The organism is Rhizorhapis suberifaciens, from assembly GCF_014200045.1.
GTDB classification, from domain to species: Bacteria; Pseudomonadota; Alphaproteobacteria; order Sphingomonadales; family Sphingomonadaceae; genus Rhizorhapis; species Rhizorhapis suberifaciens.
Map to the genome: position 1 here is coordinate 1 of NZ_JACHOV010000020.1, position 18,951 is coordinate 18,951.

General features: G+C 57.7%; 24 protein-coding genes, 1 tRNA gene and 2 pseudogenes. 12 read left to right on the forward strand and 15 right to left on the reverse strand.

Annotated elements, in window-relative coordinates; all coding sequences use genetic code 11:
• The first annotated feature begins 454 nt into the window (after nt 1-454).
• Nucleotides 455-1,513, forward strand: coding sequence for a 2OG-Fe(II) oxygenase (locus tag HNQ99_RS15805; RefSeq protein ID WP_184477424.1), 1,059 nt, complete (start codon nt 455-457; stop codon nt 1,511-1,513).
• A 243-nt stretch (nt 1,514-1,756) separates the two neighbouring features.
• On the opposite strand, the gene HNQ99_RS15810 is transcribed toward HNQ99_RS15805, so the two are convergent.
• Nucleotides 1,757-2,122: a hypothetical protein gene (locus HNQ99_RS15810; RefSeq protein WP_184477468.1), complete on the reverse strand. Its 366-nt coding sequence runs from the start codon at nt 2,120-2,122 to the stop codon at nt 1,757-1,759.
• Nucleotides 2,123-2,152: 30 nt separating this feature from the next.
• Here HNQ99_RS15810 and HNQ99_RS15815 point away from each other — a divergent pair, with 30 nt between their 5' ends.
• The gene (locus HNQ99_RS15815) at nt 2,153-4,258 is read left to right on the forward strand and encodes a peptidase domain-containing ABC transporter (protein WP_246415053.1); all 2,106 of its coding nucleotides are present in this window, start codon (nt 2,153-2,155) and stop codon (nt 4,256-4,258) included.
• 67 nt (nt 4,259-4,325) lie between these two features.
• Nucleotides 4,326-4,616 carry a hypothetical protein gene (locus HNQ99_RS15820; RefSeq protein WP_184477428.1) on the forward strand — a complete coding sequence of 97 codons (291 nt, stop codon included), beginning with the start codon at nt 4,326-4,328 and terminating at the stop codon, nt 4,614-4,616.
• A gap of 22 nt (nt 4,617-4,638) precedes the next feature.
• On the opposite strand, the gene HNQ99_RS15825 is transcribed toward HNQ99_RS15820, so the two are convergent.
• From HNQ99_RS15825 to HNQ99_RS15865, 9 genes are all read right to left on the reverse strand, one after another.
• The gene (locus HNQ99_RS15825; protein ID WP_322790391.1) at nt 4,639-4,779 is read right to left on the reverse strand and encodes a hypothetical protein; all 141 of its coding nucleotides are present in this window, start codon (nt 4,777-4,779) and stop codon (nt 4,639-4,641) included.
• Nucleotides 4,780-5,151: 372 nt separating this feature from the next.
• On the reverse strand, nt 5,152-5,820 hold the full coding sequence (locus HNQ99_RS15830; protein ID WP_184477430.1) for an aquaporin: 669 nt from the start codon (nt 5,818-5,820) through the stop codon (nt 5,152-5,154).
• Nucleotides 5,817-6,248: an arsenate reductase (glutaredoxin) gene (gene arsC / locus HNQ99_RS15835; protein WP_184477432.1), complete on the reverse strand. Its 432-nt coding sequence runs from the start codon at nt 6,246-6,248 to the stop codon at nt 5,817-5,819. Before arsC ends, HNQ99_RS15830 begins: the two co-directional genes overlap by 4 nt.
• 11 nt (nt 6,249-6,259) lie before the next feature.
• Complete coding sequence (locus HNQ99_RS15840) at nt 6,260-6,592, reverse strand: ArsR/SmtB family transcription factor (RefSeq protein WP_184477460.1); 333 nt, start codon at nt 6,590-6,592, stop codon at nt 6,260-6,262.
• Nucleotides 6,593-6,811: 219 nt separating this feature from the next.
• A tRNA-Arg gene (locus HNQ99_RS15845) sits at nt 6,812-6,888 on the reverse strand.
• A gap of 246 nt (nt 6,889-7,134) precedes the next feature.
• Complete coding sequence (locus HNQ99_RS15850) at nt 7,135-7,644, reverse strand: DUF1178 family protein (protein ID WP_184477434.1); 510 nt, start codon at nt 7,642-7,644, stop codon at nt 7,135-7,137.
• The gene (locus tag HNQ99_RS15855) at nt 7,641-8,471 is read right to left on the reverse strand and encodes a carbon-nitrogen hydrolase family protein (RefSeq protein ID WP_184477436.1); all 831 of its coding nucleotides are present in this window, start codon (nt 8,469-8,471) and stop codon (nt 7,641-7,643) included. Before HNQ99_RS15855 ends, HNQ99_RS15850 begins: the two co-directional genes overlap by 4 nt.
• 4 nt (nt 8,472-8,475) lie before the next feature.
• Nucleotides 8,476-8,733 carry a glutaredoxin 3 gene (grxC, locus tag HNQ99_RS15860; protein WP_184477438.1) on the reverse strand — a complete coding sequence of 86 codons (258 nt, stop codon included), beginning with the start codon at nt 8,731-8,733 and terminating at the stop codon, nt 8,476-8,478.
• A gap of 21 nt (nt 8,734-8,754) precedes the next feature.
• Nucleotides 8,755-9,531: a ComF family protein gene (locus HNQ99_RS15865; protein ID WP_184477440.1), complete on the reverse strand. Its 777-nt coding sequence runs from the start codon at nt 9,529-9,531 to the stop codon at nt 8,755-8,757.
• A 26-nt stretch (nt 9,532-9,557) separates the two neighbouring features.
• Here HNQ99_RS15865 and HNQ99_RS15870 point away from each other — a divergent pair, with 26 nt between their 5' ends.
• The gene (locus tag HNQ99_RS15870; protein WP_246415054.1) at nt 9,558-10,436 is read left to right on the forward strand and encodes a class I SAM-dependent methyltransferase; all 879 of its coding nucleotides are present in this window, start codon (nt 9,558-9,560) and stop codon (nt 10,434-10,436) included.
• Nucleotides 10,437-10,442: 6 nt separating this feature from the next.
• Here HNQ99_RS15870 and HNQ99_RS15875 read toward each other — a convergent pair whose 3' ends face one another.
• Nucleotides 10,443-10,862, reverse strand: coding sequence for a (deoxy)nucleoside triphosphate pyrophosphohydrolase (locus tag HNQ99_RS15875; RefSeq protein ID WP_184477442.1), 420 nt, complete (start codon nt 10,860-10,862; stop codon nt 10,443-10,445).
• Between the two features lie 70 nt (nt 10,863-10,932).
• Here HNQ99_RS15875 and HNQ99_RS15880 point away from each other — a divergent pair, with 70 nt between their 5' ends.
• Entirely contained in the window at nt 10,933-11,106 is a 174-nt protein-coding gene (locus tag HNQ99_RS15880) for a Flp family type IVb pilin (protein WP_184477444.1), read from the forward strand.
• A gap of 118 nt (nt 11,107-11,224) precedes the next feature.
• Complete coding sequence (locus HNQ99_RS15885; RefSeq protein ID WP_184477464.1) at nt 11,225-11,395, forward strand: Flp family type IVb pilin; 171 nt, start codon at nt 11,225-11,227, stop codon at nt 11,393-11,395.
• 58 nt (nt 11,396-11,453) lie between these two features.
• Here the strand turns inward: HNQ99_RS15885 and HNQ99_RS15890 are convergent, their stop codons facing one another.
• Nucleotides 11,454-12,881, reverse strand: a complete 1,428-nt coding sequence (locus tag HNQ99_RS15890) for a M48 family metalloprotease (protein WP_246415055.1) — start codon at nt 12,879-12,881, stop codon at nt 11,454-11,456.
• A gap of 215 nt (nt 12,882-13,096) precedes the next feature.
• Between HNQ99_RS15890 and HNQ99_RS15895 the strand changes: the two genes are divergently transcribed.
• On the forward strand, nt 13,097-14,077 hold the full coding sequence (locus HNQ99_RS15895) for an agmatine deiminase family protein (protein WP_184477448.1): 981 nt from the start codon (nt 13,097-13,099) through the stop codon (nt 14,075-14,077).
• Nucleotides 14,078-14,159: 82 nt separating this feature from the next.
• Entirely contained in the window at nt 14,160-15,008 is an 849-nt protein-coding gene (gene aguB / locus HNQ99_RS15900; RefSeq protein ID WP_184477450.1) for an N-carbamoylputrescine amidase, read from the forward strand.
• Nucleotides 15,009-15,402: 394 nt separating this feature from the next.
• Here the strand turns inward: aguB and HNQ99_RS15905 are convergent, their stop codons facing one another.
• The gene (locus HNQ99_RS15905; RefSeq protein ID WP_184477466.1) at nt 15,403-15,969 is read right to left on the reverse strand and encodes a serine hydrolase; all 567 of its coding nucleotides are present in this window, start codon (nt 15,967-15,969) and stop codon (nt 15,403-15,405) included.
• Here HNQ99_RS15905 and HNQ99_RS17000 point away from each other — a divergent pair.
• Both HNQ99_RS17000 and HNQ99_RS16730 read left to right on the forward strand, forming a co-directional pair.
• Nucleotides 15,946-16,120, forward strand: a pseudogene (locus HNQ99_RS17000) (ROK family protein); the annotation flags it as partial. The gene HNQ99_RS15905 and the pseudogene HNQ99_RS17000 sit on opposite strands and share 24 nt — an antisense overlap.
• A 30-nt stretch (nt 16,121-16,150) precedes the next feature.
• Complete coding sequence (locus HNQ99_RS16730; protein ID WP_184477452.1) at nt 16,151-16,453, forward strand: ROK family protein; 303 nt, start codon at nt 16,151-16,153, stop codon at nt 16,451-16,453.
• Nucleotides 16,454-16,497: 44 nt separating this feature from the next.
• Here the strand turns inward: HNQ99_RS16730 and HNQ99_RS15915 are convergent.
• A pseudogene (locus tag HNQ99_RS15915) lies at nt 16,498-16,886 on the reverse strand (PIN domain-containing protein).
• Between the two features lie 227 nt (nt 16,887-17,113).
• On the reverse strand, nt 17,114-17,521 hold the full coding sequence (locus HNQ99_RS15920; RefSeq protein WP_184477454.1) for a nuclear transport factor 2 family protein: 408 nt from the start codon (nt 17,519-17,521) through the stop codon (nt 17,114-17,116).
• A gap of 399 nt (nt 17,522-17,920) precedes the next feature.
• On the opposite strand from HNQ99_RS15920, the gene HNQ99_RS15925 reads away from it, so the two are divergent.
• Together HNQ99_RS15925 and HNQ99_RS15930 are read left to right on the forward strand one after the other, a co-directional pair.
• Nucleotides 17,921-18,667 carry an NADPH-dependent F420 reductase gene (locus HNQ99_RS15925; protein ID WP_184477456.1) on the forward strand — a complete coding sequence of 249 codons (747 nt, stop codon included), beginning with the start codon at nt 17,921-17,923 and terminating at the stop codon, nt 18,665-18,667.
• An 83-nt stretch (nt 18,668-18,750) separates the two neighbouring features.
• The coding region (locus HNQ99_RS15930; RefSeq protein ID WP_184477458.1) for a hypothetical protein at nt 18,751-18,951 on the forward strand (201 nt) is incomplete at its 3' end.

Sequence of the window (18,951 nt, forward strand, 5' to 3'; positions counted from 1 at the left end):
TCCACGGCATCCAACACCTCCCCCATGCAATTGCATGGGGGAGGTGTTACCCATGTGTCCGGTACAAAACGTCACCTATGTCTCAGGTCGGTCATTCCGAAAAGCTTTCCCAAGCCTGATCCCGCCTGCCGGCTGGGACGCGAAACGTCTCGCATTTTTGTTTCCGCGGCAATTTTCATCGCTTTTCATTCAGACGTCCCGCGGACTTAGAGGGCGTTAATTGGTGGCGATTGCACCAGACGTCGTGACCCCACCAATACTCAATCACTATAAAATAGACAGATTCCTTCACAACGGATTTAATCATTATCAAAACGGCAACTTCTCGAGTTGTTCCGAATCATATTTAATGAATAAATAATCCATACCAAAAATTACTACGTACAATTCATATATTGCCATGACATTTTGGTAATATTTGTCGATTTTAATTTTAACAATTCATGGATTCAACATGCGCGAACAAGAAGAATTTTGTTCGGACGATCCTTGTCATTATGATGATGAATGTACTCTGGGTGCTCCTGGCGAACAAGCACAGCATCTAGGCGCCGAATCTCTCGACGACTGGATGAAGGAAGCCGCTAACATTCCCAATTTGTCTGTCGAAACGTTAGCCCAGGCTATGCAGGAGGACGGTTTCAGCCCACGCGAAGCAAGGGTGCTGGCCGCAATTGGCTTGTTACGGCATGACACCGCGCCTCTATCCTCCATTTTGCAGCATTCCAGACTACAGGAGGCGGTTTGGGGCTTGGTGCAGAACTTTTCTCAAGCTCGATATGGAGCGGCGATCGAACGGGTATCCGATAAAGGGCTAAGGCCCGTGCCTCGCCCATTATCCGCCGAAGATCTGGGCACGAACATGCTGGCGAGAGATGATCGGGAAATTACCGTCCGACTGAGTTGCCAAAGCCCCAGGATCATACTTTTCGACAACGTACTGTCGTCGGAAGAGTGCAACGCTATAATAGAACTTGCCCGAGAGACCATGGAGGTCAGCACGGTCATGGGCGATGACGGAGCACTGGTCGATCCGGATGCACGCTCCAGCACGGGGACTTACTTGGCGTCTGGCGTTTCCCCGGTACTGGATGCCGTCGAAGCAAGAATTGCCGAACTCGTTGCTTGGCCCATAGGACAAACGGAAAGGCTGGCGGTAACCCGGTATCGGCCCGGCGACAAATTTCAGTCGCATCTGGATTATTTTCGCGAAGATGAGTTGCCCTATCATATGGCAGCGATTGACGAGGCGGGCCAGCGTGTCGGCACAATCATCCTGTATTTGAGCGATGTACAAAGTGGCGGCGGCACTGTTTTCGATATGGCCGGCCTGGAAATCCGCCCCAAACGCGGCAGCGTTCTATATTTTTCCTATCAGCTTGCCGACGGCAGCATGGATGTCGCCTCGCTCCATGGAGGCGCGCCTGTTCTAGCTGGCGAAAAATGGATTGCAACGCTGTGGCTGCGGGAGCGGCCTACCTCAAATCGCAAAGCGAATGACAGCGCCTCATAGCGTCAGAAGCCCCACGACTGTTCACGAAGTTCCCGGGCGCGATGTTCCCAGCCCGGAACACATGAAATGGATGGGAACAATCCTCAAATTAGGATGACTATCATGCAACCTACGACCAAGAAGCAAGTTGGCAGCAGCATGCTGAAGCTGCTGACCAACAAGGAACAGCTTGCAGTGAGTGGCGGACAGCGCGGCCCCGTCCCGCCTCCAGGAAATACATGCTCAAACACGGGCAACGGCGGCTCACGCCCCTGCGTAGGCGGCTGATTTCACTTTTCCGTCGGCGGGTCTCTTCGGACCCGCCGGCCTTATTTCGCAAAAGGCGATCTTGTTTTCCATGCGGATGCTATTTCGGCAAGAAGCGGTGAACCACCAGCGAGAAGCGGCTCTGGGTATCCCGGTTAAGCGCCGAAACCGTCGAATCTCCGCTATTATGGTCGTGCTTTTGATATCGGTGATCGCGTTGAGCATCTTGCTTGCCCAGTGGAAAATTGTTCCGGGACAAAGTCTGATCGAATGGATCGCCTTGAGGGTCGCTTCCAAACAAAGTTCGTCCTGATGCGCCACCGTTTCAATCTTCGCCAGCGAAAACTGCCGGTTTTCTTGCAAATGGAGGCCTGCGAATGCGGCCTGGCGTCAATGGCGATGGTGGCCGCTTTTCACGGATCGGGACTGAAGTTGGCCGACATTCGCCGTGACCTTCCTACTTCGCGCAAGGGATTGACCGCGCATGGACTGGTTAAAATTGCCGACGCCCTCGGTTTAATCGCTCGACCGGTCAAACTTGACCTGGACGAACTTCATCACCTGCAACTTCCTTGCATATTGCATTGGGACATGGATCATTTCGTGGTGCTGCGCTCGCTCTACCGTGGCGGAGCCGTCCTCCATGATCCGGCGATTGGCGTGCTGCGCGTTTCAATGAAAGAATTTGGGCGTCACTTCACAGGAGTGGCCATCGAATGTGAACCCTCCTCACATTTCTCTCGTCAGCAAAGTCACGACACGGGCATCCGCGAGTGGCTAAGCAATGTTCCGGGGCTTTGGTCGGGCCTGGGCCATATAGTGCTGTTAACGTTCTTTCTGGAACTTTTGGCGATTTTCACACCGGTTCTGCTTCAATGGATCGTGGATGATGCGCTGCCCGTAAAGAACGTCTCGTTGCTGAATGGACTGGCTCTTGGGTTTGCATTGCTGGTGATTATTGGCGCGACACTCGAAATCATTCGCGGGTGGTTGGCGGCAGTAGCAAGCACTGATCTCAACCTGCGTTGGAGCGGTCGTGTGCTGACGCATTTGCTGCGACTGCCTATATCCTATTTCGAGCGACGGCATGCTGGCGATATCATGTCGAGTTTCGGGTCCATCACAACGGTTCAAAAAACGTTCAGCACCGGCTTTATCGAAGCGTTGGTCGATGGAGCTATGGCGGTGGGCACCCTCGCCATGATGGCGTGGTACAGCCTGACGGGAGCCGGATTAGCCCTCGGGATGGTCATTCTATATGGGCTGTTTCGCCTCATGCTGCAGGGTCGGCTGCGCCAGGCCTGGTCTGAACAAATTGCGCAGACCGCGCGTCAGCAGAGCCATTTCCTTGAAACATTACGGGGTATTCAAGGCGTGCGGCTGTTTGGCCGGGCAGATCAGCGGCACAGGGGTTGGGCCAACCTTGCGGCCGCTCAGACCAATGCCGAACTGAATGTCCAGGGTCTTCAGATTTCCTACACGGCCGCGCAACAGCTGATGTTTGGTCTGCTGCGTGTGCTGGTCATCTGGTTTGCATCCTGGACCATCCTCAGGGGATCGGTGACGTTGGGCATGCTGTTTGCATTCCTCGCCTATCTTGACCAGTTTACGCGTCGGGCAGCAGCTCTGTTAGACCGGCTGTTGGAATTGACCTTATTGCGGCTGCATATCGACCGCGTAAGCGACATAATGCTGACCCCTGTCGAGCCGTCCGGTCCCGCGGTGGCGACAATGCGTCCCGAGCATGTGCAATCGCCGCCTTTGCTTCAGCTACGACAACTGGAATTTTCCTACGCATTCGACGACGCCCCGGTCCTCAATTGCATCGACCTGGATGTTGCGCCGGGTGAATGCGTCGCCCTGGTTGGTTCGTCTGGATCCGGAAAAACCACCTTGGTAAAACTGATGCTCGGTTTGCTGGAGCCTACGCGAGGCGAGATTCGGGTGGGTGGCGTTCCATTGACCGAAATTGGCGTGGCTCGCTTCCGCGAAATGGTTGGCACCGTTATGCAGGACGACCTGCTGTTTACCGGTTCGCTTGCCGACAACATTTGCTTTTTCGACCCCGAACCCGACACCGATTGGATGATCGACTGCGCCCGCCAGGCCGCGATACATTCCGACATCGAAAACATGCCCATGCAATATGCCACTTTAACAGGCGAAGGGGGTTCTGGGCTTTCAGGTGGACAGAAACAAAGGATATTGCTGGCTCGATCGTTATACAAGCGCCCCCGAATTCTGGTCCTTGACGAAGCCACAAGCCATCTCGATGTCGCAAACGAGCGTCGCGTCAATGACGCCATCAAGAGCCTGGCGCTTACTCGGATCATAGTGGCGCACCGCCCGGAAACCATTGCCATGGCCGACCGAGTAGTTGAGGTGGCCAATGGCCGAATTGCAAAAATCTGGAGCAAAAAGACTTTCAGCGGGAGACATGGGTCAACGCAAAACGGACAAAATCACGAAGTCATGCCTAGTTTTGAGGCTTGCCCTTAAGCCAGATGCTCTTGGGGCAAGCTCGGCTTACCCCAGGCGCATCCATTGCGAGTGAATGATGATGCGAATGATTGAAATGTGGAAATTTCTGTCGGTGATGGGACTTGCAGCGACGTTATTCCAGGAACCAGCCGTTGCCAAAGAAGAAAACGGGAATAGCCTACACCCCAAGGAAGTGGCGAACGGCAGCCAAAGATGGAATGTTCAAGTCAAGAGGGAAGCAACTGGCGCTTCAACCGGGTCCTGTGGAGTCGAAGTAAAAAGCGTTATCGGTCGCATGAACGATAAGGATGCATATAGGGGAGGCTGCGTGTTTCTCGATCCATCTCTCTACGACAACATAGGCTTGGCCAATTAGGAAACAGGGCGCGGCGGCATCATCATTTTGACCTTTGCCCCCAGTCGCTGGGCTGGGGCGGCGGCTGGTCGTCACCGAGCCAGAGCGCCCGGCGCCGGATTGCGAAGGCGGGATCGAGCGCCGGCATGTGATCGGGTTCGGAGAGGACGCGGACGCGGCTCATGTGAGTTCCTTGACGAGATAGGCAGCGCTCGCGGGGCAAAGCGAGGCAAACTGGGCGGTGCTGGCGATGGCAGCTGGTGCCGTGGCTCGATCGGTCGACTGATACCCACGAGCGCGAAAGCTTCGGCATCGACGACGAGCAGACCTCCGTGGCCTTGCCGCTTGCGGCTCGGCAGGACAACCAGCGACCGGAGAAGCCTGTCCGAACCCGATCCCTCAAGCCCGATGAAGCCGATTGGGCCATCGTCGTCGGAGAGCGAGAAGAAAGCCGAATCTTGCTCCCCCAGGTCATCGGTGGGCAGGCGCGCCGCATACAGGGCCAGGCGAAGCACATCATACTGCTCATGCGGGATCGGCGAGAAGATGATCCGGCTTACGCGGTTCCCTCTGTTTGCTGGGAGAATAGCAGGTCGGCGGCCAAGTGCGCGGCGACAGCGCCAACGAGCTGGGCCACGATGAAGGTCGGCACGCAGACAGGTGCGATGCCTGCGAAGCTATTGCTGAACGACCGCGCAATCGTGATCGCCGGGTTCGCGAAGCTCGTGGACGACGTGAACCAGTAGGCGGCTGTGATGTAGAGCGCGACGCTAGCGGGGATATGCCCCGGTCGGATCCTCGCAGTGCCAAGGATCGTGAGAATCAAACCGAAGGTGGCTACGGCCTCGCCTGCCCATTGGCCGGCGCCGGTGCGGAGTTTCGTCGATAGCTGGAGGATCGGCACGTCGAACATGAGATGAGCGAGCCAGACACCGAGCACGCCGCCGACAAGCTGGGCGACAAGATAGGCAATCGCCGTCTCGGTGCCGACCTGCCCGCGCAGCCGCATAACCAGCGTGACGGCCGGATTCATGTGCGCTCCGGATATCGGTCCGAGCATTGTGATGAGCACGAACAGGATCGCGCCTGTAGCTGCCGTATTGCCGAGCAGCGCGATGGCGACGTTCCCGCCAGCCAAGCGCTCGGCCATGATGCCGGAGCCGATTACGGTCGCGAACAGCATAAGGCTGCCCAGCGCCTCGGCGAGGACGGTCCGGCGGGTCACGCCGGCTGGATGCGGTCGCCTGCGACGTCGACAACCCGCTCGCCATCCTCTTTGGCGAATGCCGCCTTTTGGGCGTTGGGCAGGATGTCAAGCACGACCTCCGACGGGCGACAGAGCTTTACGCCTAGCGGCGTCACCACGAGCGGTCGGTTAATCAGGATCGGATGTTCGATCATTGCATCGACGAGCGCATCGTCGGAAAGCGAGGTCTCCGCCAAGCCAAGCTCGGTGAACGGCGTACCCTTCTCGCGCAGCAAGTCGCGGGGCGTAATCCCGGCACGGTCGATCATCTCAATGAGGAGCACGCGGGCCGGCGGCGTCTTCAGATACTCAACGACGTGCGGCTCGATCCCCGAGTTGCGGATCAGCGCCAGCACGTTCCGAGACGTGCCGCATTCCGGATTGTGATAGATGACGATGTCGGTCACGGCGCGGCCTTTCAACAGCAATTGGTGAGTTCGGCGAGCAGCGGTTCACACAACTCAGCGCGGCCTTGGCAGCAGTCCTTCGCGAGAAAAGTTATCAACGCACGCAGCGTGTCTATGCTGGAACGTTGGATCTGCTGCCGCCCCCGTTTCTCGGACACTACGAGACCGGCTTTGGCGAGGACCGCGAGGTGGGTGGAGAAAGTGCTTTGCGTTAGTCCGCTCGCCTCAACGAGTTCGCCCGTCGACAAACCTTCCGGCTCATGCCGGACAAGCTGCCGAAATGCTTCAAGCCGCGTGGGATGGGAGAGCGCCGAAAGCGCCCCCAGAGCAGAGTCGGTATCCATATGCATCGGAATTATCCGATGTGATTCCTGAGGTCAATAAGTATCGGGTTTTGCCGATGCTTATTGACCGCTTCCTCTGACTCGTGGCCGGAAGCGGTCCGGCCAGAATGTCCCGACAAACTGAAATTCAGGGGCGTGGCGAAGCGTCGAAATCCGCCACGAGCGCTATGCTAATTCGCATCTCGCCGTCCCTGACCGCAGTCGTCGCGATTAAAAAGTTGGTGCGCCCGACAGGATTCGAACCTGTGGCCCCCAGATTAGGAATCTGGTGCTCTATCCTGCTGAGCTACGGGCGCGTTGGCCTCAATAGGGCCGTCCCTGGCGAATACCGCCGCCTTCATCAGACGTCAATCGGAAGCGCTTGCAACGGGTTGTTAGTAAATTGTTAACCAGTTTATCGGATAAGCAGCGGGCCGCAATTTGCATTGGGGCCGGGTTGTCGCTGACCCCCAACGATACCCGACGGTGGAAAGGCCCTGGCAGCGCGACTCCCACTGTCATGTTGCCAGGGCTACCACGGCAGACAATGAACGTATAAAGGCTTAGTTCTGTATTTCGGGCGGCACAACGGGAAGTGGTAGCGGCGCTACTTCAATACCTTCTTCGACCAGAGCCCTGGCCTCATCCGATGCAACTTCCCCGTGAATCTGTTTGTGCGGCTCGTCGCCATAATGCATGGCTCTTGCACGATTGGCAAAGGCACCCCCCACCCATTCGGATTTTTCCAGCATGCGCGCTTGCGCCTCCGCCACCGCCGTGATCAGGGCTTGCATTTTTTCCATGTGGGCGCTGGACGGGGCATTGCTGAGCGAAATTGCGTGATCGTCCGACGGGTTGCTTTTAGGGGCTGAAGGTTGAGGAGCCTGCACCCGGGTCTGGTTGGACTTTGCTCCCACAGCGGGGCTCATCACTGCCTTGCGCACCTGGGTGTCGCCGCACAAGGGACATGCAATCATGCCGCTAGCGCGCTGCTTTTCATAGTCCGCATTGGATGCGAACCAGCCCTCAAACACATGGTTCCGCTCATAACATTTCAGGTCGAATACGATCATGCTATGTCAACTTCACTTGCTATTGCCCGCCTGTTGGCGATTGCCGGTATACGGGATCGCACTTCGGCAACCCTTTCCATCTCTATATCGGCCAAGGCAAGCCCTGTTTCAGTACCCATATCCAATAAAATATCACCCCATGGATCAATGGCACATGAATGACCGAAAGTTTCCCGCCCGTCTTCATGGCGCCCGGTCTGCGCCGGAGCGATCAAGAAACAGCCCGCTTCAATGGCGCGAGCACGGAGCAGGACATGCCAATGCGCCCTGCCAGTAGGGACGGTAAAGGCCGATGGCACCAGCAGGATATTAGCTCCCGCATCGCTCAGTGCCCTGTACAGATCGGGAAAACGGATATCATAGCAAATGCTAAGACCGAGCCGCGCCCAGGGCGTGTCCACGGCAACCACCCTCTCGCCGGACCCGTAAACGGATGACTCCCGCCAAGTCTCGCCTGTGGCAAGGTCAACGTCAAAAAGGTGGATTTTGTCGTAACGAGCACGAACTTCACCGCAGTCGTCTATGACGAAGCTGCGATTGCTCCATCGGCCGTCTTCCCGCTCCCCCTTGAGGGCCAGCGAGCCCAGGTGAACCCACACACCCGCCTTGGCTGCTGCGTTTCGGACCTCCGCCAGAACCCTGCTTCCCGCCTCGTTGGTCAAAGAAACGGCCGCCCGGCTCCGATCCCGGTCCAATTGACCGGCCATTTCAGGCGTGAAGAGCATGTCGCCGCCCTCCTCCCCTGCTCGGGCGACAGCTTTGGCGATTACGGCGGCATTGCGGGCTGGGTCCGTGCCACTTGTCATCTGCAAAATGGCGGCACGCATAGGATCAACGATTCAACAAGGGGTCGAGAGCTCCCGCGCGGTCCATCGCAGCCAGATCATCCGATCCACCGATGTGCTTTCCGTCGATAAATATCTGGGGAACAGTATAGCCGCCGTTCGAGCGTTCCAGCATTTCGCTCCGCCTTGGGCCGCCCATGGTGACGTCATATTCTTCGAAAGATACGCCCTTCTCATCCAACAGGCGCTTCGCGCGCACGCAATAGGGGCATGTCATTGTGGTATAGATTTCAACACGGGACATCAGCGACCTCATCATTGCTTATCATGAGATGAGCATAGCATCCGATGTTGTCAATTGCGTCTCGCCCTCATCCGCAATTACCCGGGCCCAACTGAGAAGTTGCACTGACGTGGCGCCCGCGCGTTTCAAGACCTTGGCGCAGCCGTTGGCGGTCGCCCCGCTTGTATAAACGTCGTCGACCAAGAGGACAGTCTTGCCGGCTATGCGGTGACGATGCGCCAGGTCGATGGCAAACGCCCCTTGCACCGCTTTCACCCTTTGGCCGGGGTTCATGCCCTTCAGCGGCGGCGTATGTTTGACGCGCTTCAATATCTCAACCTCGGCAGCAATTCCGAGCGATCGGCCAAGGGCTTTTGCAATAAGCGCCGACTGGTTGAAGCCGCGAGACCAAAGCCGCCAACGATGCAAGGGGACAGGCACCAGCACCATGTTCCCCCGGCCCTCCGGCGGAATATGCCTCTCCATAAGACCGGCGATCAGCCGCGCCAGCCCGATCTTCCTGCCATATTTCAGTTTCAGCGCCACCTGACGGGCGACCTCGCCATAGGCGAGCACCGAACGGGCACGGTCGTGGGCCGGCGGTTGAGCCAAGCAGCCAGCACAGCGATTCCCCTCCGGCTGTTCATAGGCAAAGGGCAGGCCACAACTTTCGCAGCAAGGCGATCCTAAAAACTCCATCTTCTCCCAGCACCCAAAGCAGAAGGTCTGATCGGCGGTCGTGATTACACCGCAGGAGGGGCAACGGGGTGGCAAGGCGAAATCGACAATAGGCCGAATAAGCGCGTAAAACAGGTTCATAAGCTCTTGTCCTCCGCGCCGCTGAAATGCACAAGCCCGATGTGAACATGCCGCACCAACGATCGGAAATCTTTGACCGCCGTCTGCGCCGATTGCGCCGCGACCGAGCCGCGCCTCGATTCCAGGCGCATGGTTTCCTCTACCGGCATATGGCCGAGGAACTGCTGGACCGGCTGAAGGATGTAAAAAGAGAGTTCAAGCAGGTTTTGCTGATCGGTACGCCGGATCAGTATTTGCGGCGCCAGTTAGCCGACGCAGGAATGTCGGTCATTAGCACTGATCCGGCACTGGCGAATTGCCAAGGACCGTATAACGTCGTCCTGGCCGATGAAGACGCTCTTCCCTTCGCTGACGCAAGTTTCGATCTGGTCATTGCCTGTGGTACGCTGGACAGCGTTAATGATCTGCCGGGAGCCTTGATCCTCATACGCCGAATCCTTCGGCCGGATGGGCTTTTTCTGGGAGCGCTATTTGGCGCAGGGACATTGTCGGTGTTGCGCAGCGTACTTTTCGCAGCGGAGGGCGAGCGGCCGGCCCAACATATCCACCCACAAATCGAAGTGCGATCCGCCGGGGACCTTCTAAGTCGCGCTGGCTTTGCCATGCCAGTTGCGGATGGCGACAGCCTAGCCGTGCGTTATTCCGGCCTGTTCTCCTTATTCGCGGACTTAAGGGGCATGGGAGCTTCGAACGTCCTATCCTCCCGCCCGCCATCGATGGGACGCCAAGTAATGTTGCGTGCCGCACAGGCATTTGAAGCCGCGGCCGATCCGGATGGGAAAACAGCCGAACATTTCAGCATCATTTACTTGAGCGGCTGGGCTCCACATCCCGATCAACCGAAGGCTGCCCGACGGGGAAGCGCGAAAGCCTCATTGGCCAACGCCCTGAAAAGCAAGATATAGACCCTTTCAAAGCAGCGCGTCGAGCAAGCCAATGAGCGGGCGGTCCGCTGGAGGCATGTCCATAGCATGCATCTGCACAGGGCGAACCCATTTGAGCTCGTTTGCGTGGAGTGGCGCAACCGTCCCGTTCCATTTTCGGCAAATGTAGAGCAAAAGCAGCAGGTGCCTGTCGCCCAAAGCTTCACTCGCGAAGGCGGCCGGAGCAAGGCAACTTACATGAGTAGAGATACCCAGCTCCTCCTCCAACTCCCGCACCAGCGCAGCTTCAGGCGTTTCGCCGCCTTCAATCTTGCCTCCAGGGAATTCCCATAAGCCGGCCATAGCCTTTCCGGGCGGCCGCTGCTGAAGAAGGACACGCCCATCCGCGTCCACCAAAGCAACGGCAACAACATGGAGAAGGGATGCGGAAAGGCTTGGAATATTCATCTGCATAAAGCTTTGTTAACGCCCCCCTGTCTACAAGTCACGTTCGCCGCAATGCATGGACGGGGCAGGCATGATCCGGATTCTAAAAAAATTAGTAAGAGCGGAGCGGGGCGCAACCGCCGTCGAATATGGCCTGATCTGTGCGCTTGTCGTTCTCGGCGCCATGGGCGCCATCACCGCATTTGGAACCAAGGCGGTCGGCATTTGGAACAATGTGAGCAATGAGGTCGCGAACCAACAATGACTGTCGATAGAACTTCTGAACGTTAAACCTTTATCAACTCCGATCACTTATTTCTGGGCACGCTAGCCTGCAAGACGGCGAGCCGGGTATGTTGAAGTTTGAGACCAAGGAGACCGAAATGCAGTTCATTCGCAAGATTTTTGCCGACAAGAAGGGCGCAACCGCCATTGAATATGGCCTGATCGCGGCTCTGATCGCGGTTGCGGCCATCGGCGCAATGTCGAGTCTGGGTGGCAACCTCAAAAATACCTTCAATTCGGCCAGCAACGGCCTGAACAACGCCAACTAAGGTAACCAGTTACCTTGAAAAGAGGCGGCGGAGCGCAAGTTCCGCCGCCTTTTTCATGTCAGTAGGTCACGACTTTGACTTTCTGTCCCGCTCTCAAACTACTGTTGGCCTGCAGCGCGTTTAGAACCAGGAATCTATCGACCTTGTAATCATTGTAAGCCATGCGGTTGGCAAGGCTCGCTGGCGTGTCGCCTGCTTTCACAGTCACCACTTGAACCCTGCGGGCTTTTATGGCCGCAGCTTGCGTATCGGACAGGCGACGCACGGAACGGTACATAGGCGACAACACCCCCGGACCCTGCCCCGCCTGCGTTAGCCCCACAAAGTGGAACGCGCTGGACCGGCTAAATTCATAGGCGAAGACGGTGACATCCACCTGCCCGGAAGAAGTGTTTGCCCTCACCGTCGCATAGGCAGCGGGCAAACCGTTGACAGTGGTTCGAGCGATCGTGCCAACCTCGACATTGGTATTATTGCCGCCGAGCGCCCTGAAAACCGAACGCACATAGCTGTCCAGATCTCCATTATAAGATCCGCCGGAAAATTGCGCCTGCGCGCCCGATCCGCTGACGCTGACCGCATCCGTGCTGTTCTGCATGCCAAAACCACTGGGCGCTGTGAAGGCGAGTTTTAGGGCCGGGTGCAGAAACTGACTACCCTCGATCACACCCTGCTTGGGATCGTCCCCATAGGTCACTCCGTCCAGAGCGGTCAAAAAAGCGTCTCTATTCCTCAGCTTTCCTGTGGCGCCGCTTGCCGTGGCCTTCTGCGAAGCTCGGCTCACTCGAGAGGCCGGATCAGGATGGGTGCTTGCCCATTCCGGCACTGAGCGAGCATCCTTTCCCGCCGTTCTCGCTTCAAGTGCCGTTTGCGCTGCCAGCGACGCAAGCATGGAGGAAAGCGCCTGCGGATCATAACCCGCCGAGCCCAGGTAGCGAATGCCAAGGTCGTCGGCTTCATATTCCTGCGTCCGCGAAAAACGGAGGGTCAGTAGTTGACTGCCAGTGCCGATCCCTCGCTGCAGCAATTCACCTAATTGCGAATCCCCTGCCACGGCCCCGACCAGAATTTGGCCGATCGCTCCCAATATCGTATTCCGCGTGGCGGTGCTTTGCCGTTTCTGGCTGTGCCGGGCGGCAACATGGCCCACTTCATGACCCAGCACGCCGGCCAGTTCCGCCTCATCGTTCATCAGCGCCATCAACTGCCGCGTGACGTAAACATAACCGCCCGGAATCGCGAAGGCGTTATTAACCGGCGTATTAAGCAGGCTGATCGTAAAATCACTGCGTGCGTTGGATAAACCCGACTGGACGGCGATATTCCGCCCAACCTCCGTCACATAGCTTGCCTGCTTGCCACCGTAGGCACCCCCGAATTCCTTCAGCAATTCCGGGTGAGCCTTCGCACCCTCCTGCTTTTCAGATGCACTGATGGCAGAGGGTGGCCCGCCGGAGCCCGCGCTCTCCGTTCCCGCATCCTCCATGCAGCTCGAAAGCACCAACGCGGCCGAAGCAGTGGCCAAGCAAATGCGGTATCTCATACGAACCTCTCCTGTTGCGATCCGGCTGTAAAAACTTTTCGTGGTCGAAGCTAGTTCCATTACGGCTTCGAAATTGTCTGAGCATCCCAAATCAGATTTGCCCTTCCTCTCGCGACCCGATGGTGTAAACCCGCGAACGACATAGCAGGACCAAGCGCATGACTTTCCGACAACCGGCCGAATGGGCTCCGCACGAGTGGGTGTGGATCGGCTTTCCTAGCAACCCCGCCGAATGGCCTGACGCTTTTGAGACCGCCCGCGCGCAAACGGCCGAGTTCGCCAATGCGGTACATTCCGGTGGCCGGGGCGAAGAGGTTCGCCTGATCGCCGCGGACGAACCATCGGCCATCGCTGCCCGCTCCCTTGTTGACGACGCCGTAAAGGTTGAGGTCCTACCCTTCGGCGACATTTGGTTGCGAGATACCGGCCCTATAGCCGTCAAAAATGGCGACCAGCGAGCGTTCGTCGACTTCGACTTCAATGGTTGGGGGGGCAGTTATGACATGCCCGGCGACCGCGACATCGGAACCAAGCTCGCCGGCCAAACCGATCTGCCCTGCGTCAAGGGCCACTGGATTTTCGAAGGAGGCGCGGTCGACACCGACGGCACCGGCCTTGCGGTCACCACTGAACAATGTCTTCTCAATCCCAATCGCAATCCGCAACTGGATCGACGGAAGATCGAAACCCTGCTGGCGGGGAGCCTCGGCTATAGCGACATTGTTTGGCTGGGTCAGGGACTACTCAATGACCATACCGATGGCCACATTGACAATCTGGCGCGATTTGTAGGCGAAGGGCTGCTGGCTATCCCTGAACCTGCCGGGGAGGACGATCCCAACGCCGCCATTTACGCCGATGCCAGATCCCGCGCCCGCTCCTTCGGACTTGAGGTGGCGCCGATGCCCTCCCCTGGCGTCGTTCGACGCGGAGGACAGATTGTCCCAGCCAGCTATATGAACTTCTACATCGGCAATGCAGCTGTCGTCGTGCCGCTCTATGGCCAACCCAATGACCAGGCTGCGCTGGACGCCCTGCGTCCGTTTTTTCCCGGCCGGCAGATTGTCGGTCTGATGAGCGACGCTATATTGACGGGCGGCGGTAGCTTCCATTGCATCAGCCAGCAGATGCCGTCTTAGTAGCCGCCAGCAGCGCGTGTCGAGCGCGCCCAATGTTTCCCGAACCCACGTCCCCCAATAGCAGGGACGAATGGAGTTGAAGATGACCCAGGTGACCGTAGCAGCACTTCAGCTCGCCTTTTCGGATGATCTTGCTGAGAATATCGATGCCGTCTCCGCGCTGGTCCGCCAAGCTGCTGCGCGGGGCGCAAAGATCATCCTTCCGCCGGAGCTGTTCGAAGGTCCTTATTTTTGCAAGGTAGAGGAAGAGGTCCTTTTTGCCAAAGCTTTCCCTCTTGATGAGCATCCGGCAGTTCTCGCCATGCAGAAGCTTGCCGCCGAACTCAAAATATATATCCCTGCCAGCTTCTTTGAGCGCGACGGTCAACATCATTATAACTCATTGGCCATGATCGATGACGCCGGCGACATCATGGGAGTTTACCGCAAAAGCCATATTCCTGACGGCCCCGGCTATGAGGAGAAATATTATTTCCGTCCCGGCAATAGCGGTTTCAAGGTCTGGAAAACCCGATATGGCACCGTAGGTGTGGGCATCTGCTGGGACCAATGGTATCCCGAAACCGCCCGGATAATGGCCCTGATGGGCGCCGAAATGCTCTATTTCCCCACCGCTATTGGTTCAGAACCCTATGATGCGGATCTCGATACCAGCCGCATGTGGCGTCGCGCCATGGTTGGACATGCGGTTTCCAACGTCATGCCGGTAATAGCCGCCAACCGGATCGGGAAGGAAGATGGACAAGCCTTCTACGGCCACAGCTTCATCACTGACGAATGGGGAGATTTTGTATCTGAAGCCGGTCGCGACGAAACGGGTGCGCTCGTAGCAACGCTGGACCTGGAGCGCGCACGCAGACATCGGGCGGGAATGGGTTTTTTCCGAGATCGCCGCCCGGACCTTTATGGCAGATTGGTGCAAGACATCTGAGAGACACTTGGTTTGCTCCGGCAGAATCCTTTGGTGAAGAACTCGGCAAAGCGGTCAGCCTGTCAGCCCGATGGCGGACTGCTCGGCACAGTCATGCTCTAGGACGTTGCACGCGAAGGCGCTCAGCTACTTACTGTCTAGTCTTCCATCATGGTGACGGAGTTATCGACACCAGAGCGACGCCCTTCCAGAAACCGCACTGGCGATGCTGGGCAATCGGGCTCGCCGGCGCAGTGCCGCAGAACGCCGCTGTGCAGCGCGTAGCGCCCAATGCCATGCGCGGTCTAGTAACGGCAATCTATTTGTTCATGTTCACCTTCTTCGGCGCGATGGGCGCGTTTTTTTCGGACTGGGACCAGACGGAGCAATATCCTGAGCAACGGATCGAGTGCCATTACGACTTGCCTCCGGCCTGCGGGATGCACGAACGTAGCGCATCGATCACCGCATAAACCTGCGGATCGATTACACCACCTGCTGACATGCGATTGCGGACATAGGCGAAGCTGATGCCGCTGGGAGGATGGGCGAATGCGAGCGACCCGCCTGCGCCATCATGACCGAAGGAGCCTTCCCCCAGCATTGGTTGCATTGGTGAAGGCAGCATGACGCCTGCACCCCAATTCGGACCGTCCACCTCCGTTCCCCACATCGGCCCTGTCGAAACGGGAATGCAGGCGTCGGCGATCGTCTCCGACGACAAGATCTGGTCGCCATTCAGTGGCGTCAGCGTAGCCGCATATAATCGGGCCAGCGATCGGGCAGTCGCAATGCCGTTTCCGCCTACCATTTCGACCGCCTGAATACGGGGATCGTTGAAGCCGGTTCCATTGCCGGCAAGTTCGAGCGGCAGCAGGCCGTTCAGCGTCAGCGCGCGCCATGGCAGGGACCCCGGAGGTTTTCCGCGCTGGGCGTCGCGGCCTTCGGCCCGGTTGAACTGGACAGGTCGCGGCGAGACTATGGCGTGATCGGAAACACGCCCAAACCTTTGTGGCGCGGGGTCAACCTGAACGAGCTCTTTTCGTCCCTACATGTGCCGCTCGCGCTATCGACGGACGTCGGCACGGCGGCGCTAGCAGAGGCGATGGCGGGTGCGGGTCAGGACGCGCCGTCGATCGCCTATGTCGCTGTAGGGACGGGCATTGGCGCGGCTCTGTGCGTCGATGGCGAAGTCGTCGTCGGGTCAGGCCATTCGTATCGCCCATCTGGTCGTCAACCTGACGCTGGTGGCAAGACCGCACCGGATCGTCATGGGCGGTGGAGTGATGGATACTCCCTCCCTGCTGAGCCGCGTGTGTAGCAAGGCTGCCGGTCTGGTGTATGGCTATATTGACGTCGTTCAGTCTGGCGGCTGGGCGGACTATATCGTGCCATGCACTTTGCGCGACGCGGGGCTGGCCGGAGGGCTGATCGCCGCGGGACGGCTTGAGGGGAAACTCAGGTAAAAGAGGAAATCGCGCTCAGCTTCGTCCCGCTTGCTCGAAGCAAGCTACCGAATGACCGACACTTTCACGTTAACGGCCTCGGCGACGGTCCGCCACGTCTTGTCCGCGGTGAGCGCGGGCAATCCGTCGCGCAGAGCCAGCGCCAAGCAAAATCTGTCGCCAAGCGACAGACCTGACTCGGCCGTCGTCGCCCTCAGCCTCCCGGCAATGGTGGCAAGGTTCTGATCCGCTTCGACGATCGTGATCGGCAAGGGATGCAGCATGGCGTCCACTTCGCCCGCGGGCATTCCCGCATGGATGAAATGGCTCACCACTTCGGCGAACTGGCCGAGGTCATTCTCGACGAGGCCAGTGCATCGGCGACCTTCCCCGCTCCGGGTTCTTCCTTCAGCAATGTCAGAAGCGCCGAAGCATCGAGAAGCACTTCACTCATTATTTCGACTGCTGATCATCGTCAACGACAAGCGGTTGACCGAGCCGGCCGACCTATTGGCTGAAGCTCGAAGACCACCTCAACCGTGAATTGTCGATCATGAAGATGTGGCTCGGGATAAAACCAGCGCCTTGCCGGCAAGGTCATCCCGAAGCTCGGAAACAAGCGACGGGCGACCTGCCAGGCTTTGAGTGTTCGACAGCCGTGCGGTGTCGATCATAGCTCCATCAAAGAAGATCGGCGGCTTTCAGAGCTTCGACAGTGTCGCCATAGATCACTTCCAGCTTTTGCGTCTTTCCATCTATGATCGTCCAGATTTCGACCAATGGTATGGTGACAGCCGTTCCCGTTTTCTTGCCGACGAGATCGAGAACGCCCCACGAAACGACATTGTCACCACTGGCTATGATGTTGTGCTTCGTGAACTTGAGGCTGGAGAAATGCTCCAGCACCTTGCCGATAAGCGTCGGGAAGCTTTGGACACCCTTGTGAATGCCTCCATAAGGCAGAGAAGGCGCCTCATGGATCTCCGTCTCGGCGGTGAAGCTTGCCGTGAAACCTTGCGGCTCCCCACGGGCGCTGGACGCATAAGCATCTTTCACAATCTGCAGATTTTTTTCTTCGGTCGGCGTCATATTCATTCTCCGTTTCGATATCTAGGTTTGTGCCATTGCTCTTTACACTATCACGATACTATCCCGGTCATCGGCTGGGGCTTGCAACAACTTCGGCTATGATGAAGAAAGACTGACGCAACGAGAGCCGCGGGAGTCCGATCGTCGCCGACAGCAGCAACGGCACTCCTCGTCAAAGAACTCCCTGCCGCGACGAACAAAACGTCGCCAGATCGCCGAATGGAAGTCGGAAATTTTTGTTGTGGCGTCCCCGATGGTTGTCTTGGGTCGTCGCATACCCAGTCGCCTCGCATTTATACTTACCTTTTATACAGTTCAACACTTTTTAGTAGGTATTGCCGATGCCACCACTTAGGCCTAAACGCGGGTGTAAAGCAACAGGCTTGAGCGAGGCAAGGCATGAAGATCGGCATTATTGGAATTGGTAGTATTGGGGGCCTCCTTGCACGCGGACTTGCCGCGGCGGGACACCAGGTGAGCGTCGCAAATTCCAGGGGTGCAAATAGCGTGCGGGCCTTCGCCGACGAGATCGGCGCGACCGCGGCCGATGTCAGAGGGGCCCTCGCCGATGCCGACATGATCATCCTGTCGATCCCGCTTCCCGCCCTCGCCCACCTGCCCAAGGATCTGTTCGACACCGTCTCGCGGGACGTGCCGGTCATCGACACCAGCAACTATTATCCGGGCATGCGCGATCCGCAGATCGCCGAACTCGATGCAGGAGAGGTCGAGAGCCTGTGGGTCTCCAGACAAATTGGCCGGCCGGTGATCAAGGCCTTCAACAACATCCTAGCTTATTCGCTGGCAGAACTCGGCCAGCCGAAAAATACGCCGGGCCGGCTGGCCATCGCCGTGGCAGGAGACGAACCACGGCACAAGGCGCTTGCCTGCGACATCGTCGAGACCATGGGCTTTGATCCCGTCGATGCAGGCACGCTCGCCGAATCGTGGCGCCAGCAACCCTCGACCCCGGCCTATTGCTGCGACTACGACGCCGACACCATGCGCAAGGCCCTCGCCCAAGCTGTCCAAGGCGAAGCGCCGAAAATACGCGATCAGATTATCGCCAAATATGCAAGCCTAGGCCCCGGCGCCACTCACCAACAGGTCATCCAACTCAATCGATCTGCAAATCCGATTAAGTGAACGACAGACGGAAAGGAGTCTCGATACTGTAATTTATTAGTTAATCGAAATATATAATAGCTAATAATAAAGGGAGAGTTCTTATGATAAAAGCAAAAGTTTTGAGGTCATCGTCACTCATTTCGATCTGTTTGGTGATGACGACTGGCATGGCCGCGCAGACGGCCTATGCGCAATCTGCTGAGAGCAACGACAGGGCAGACATCGGGGACATCATTGTGACTGCGCAGAAGCGGGAGCAACGGCTTCAGGATGTGCCGGCGACCATTGCCGCCTTCTCTGAG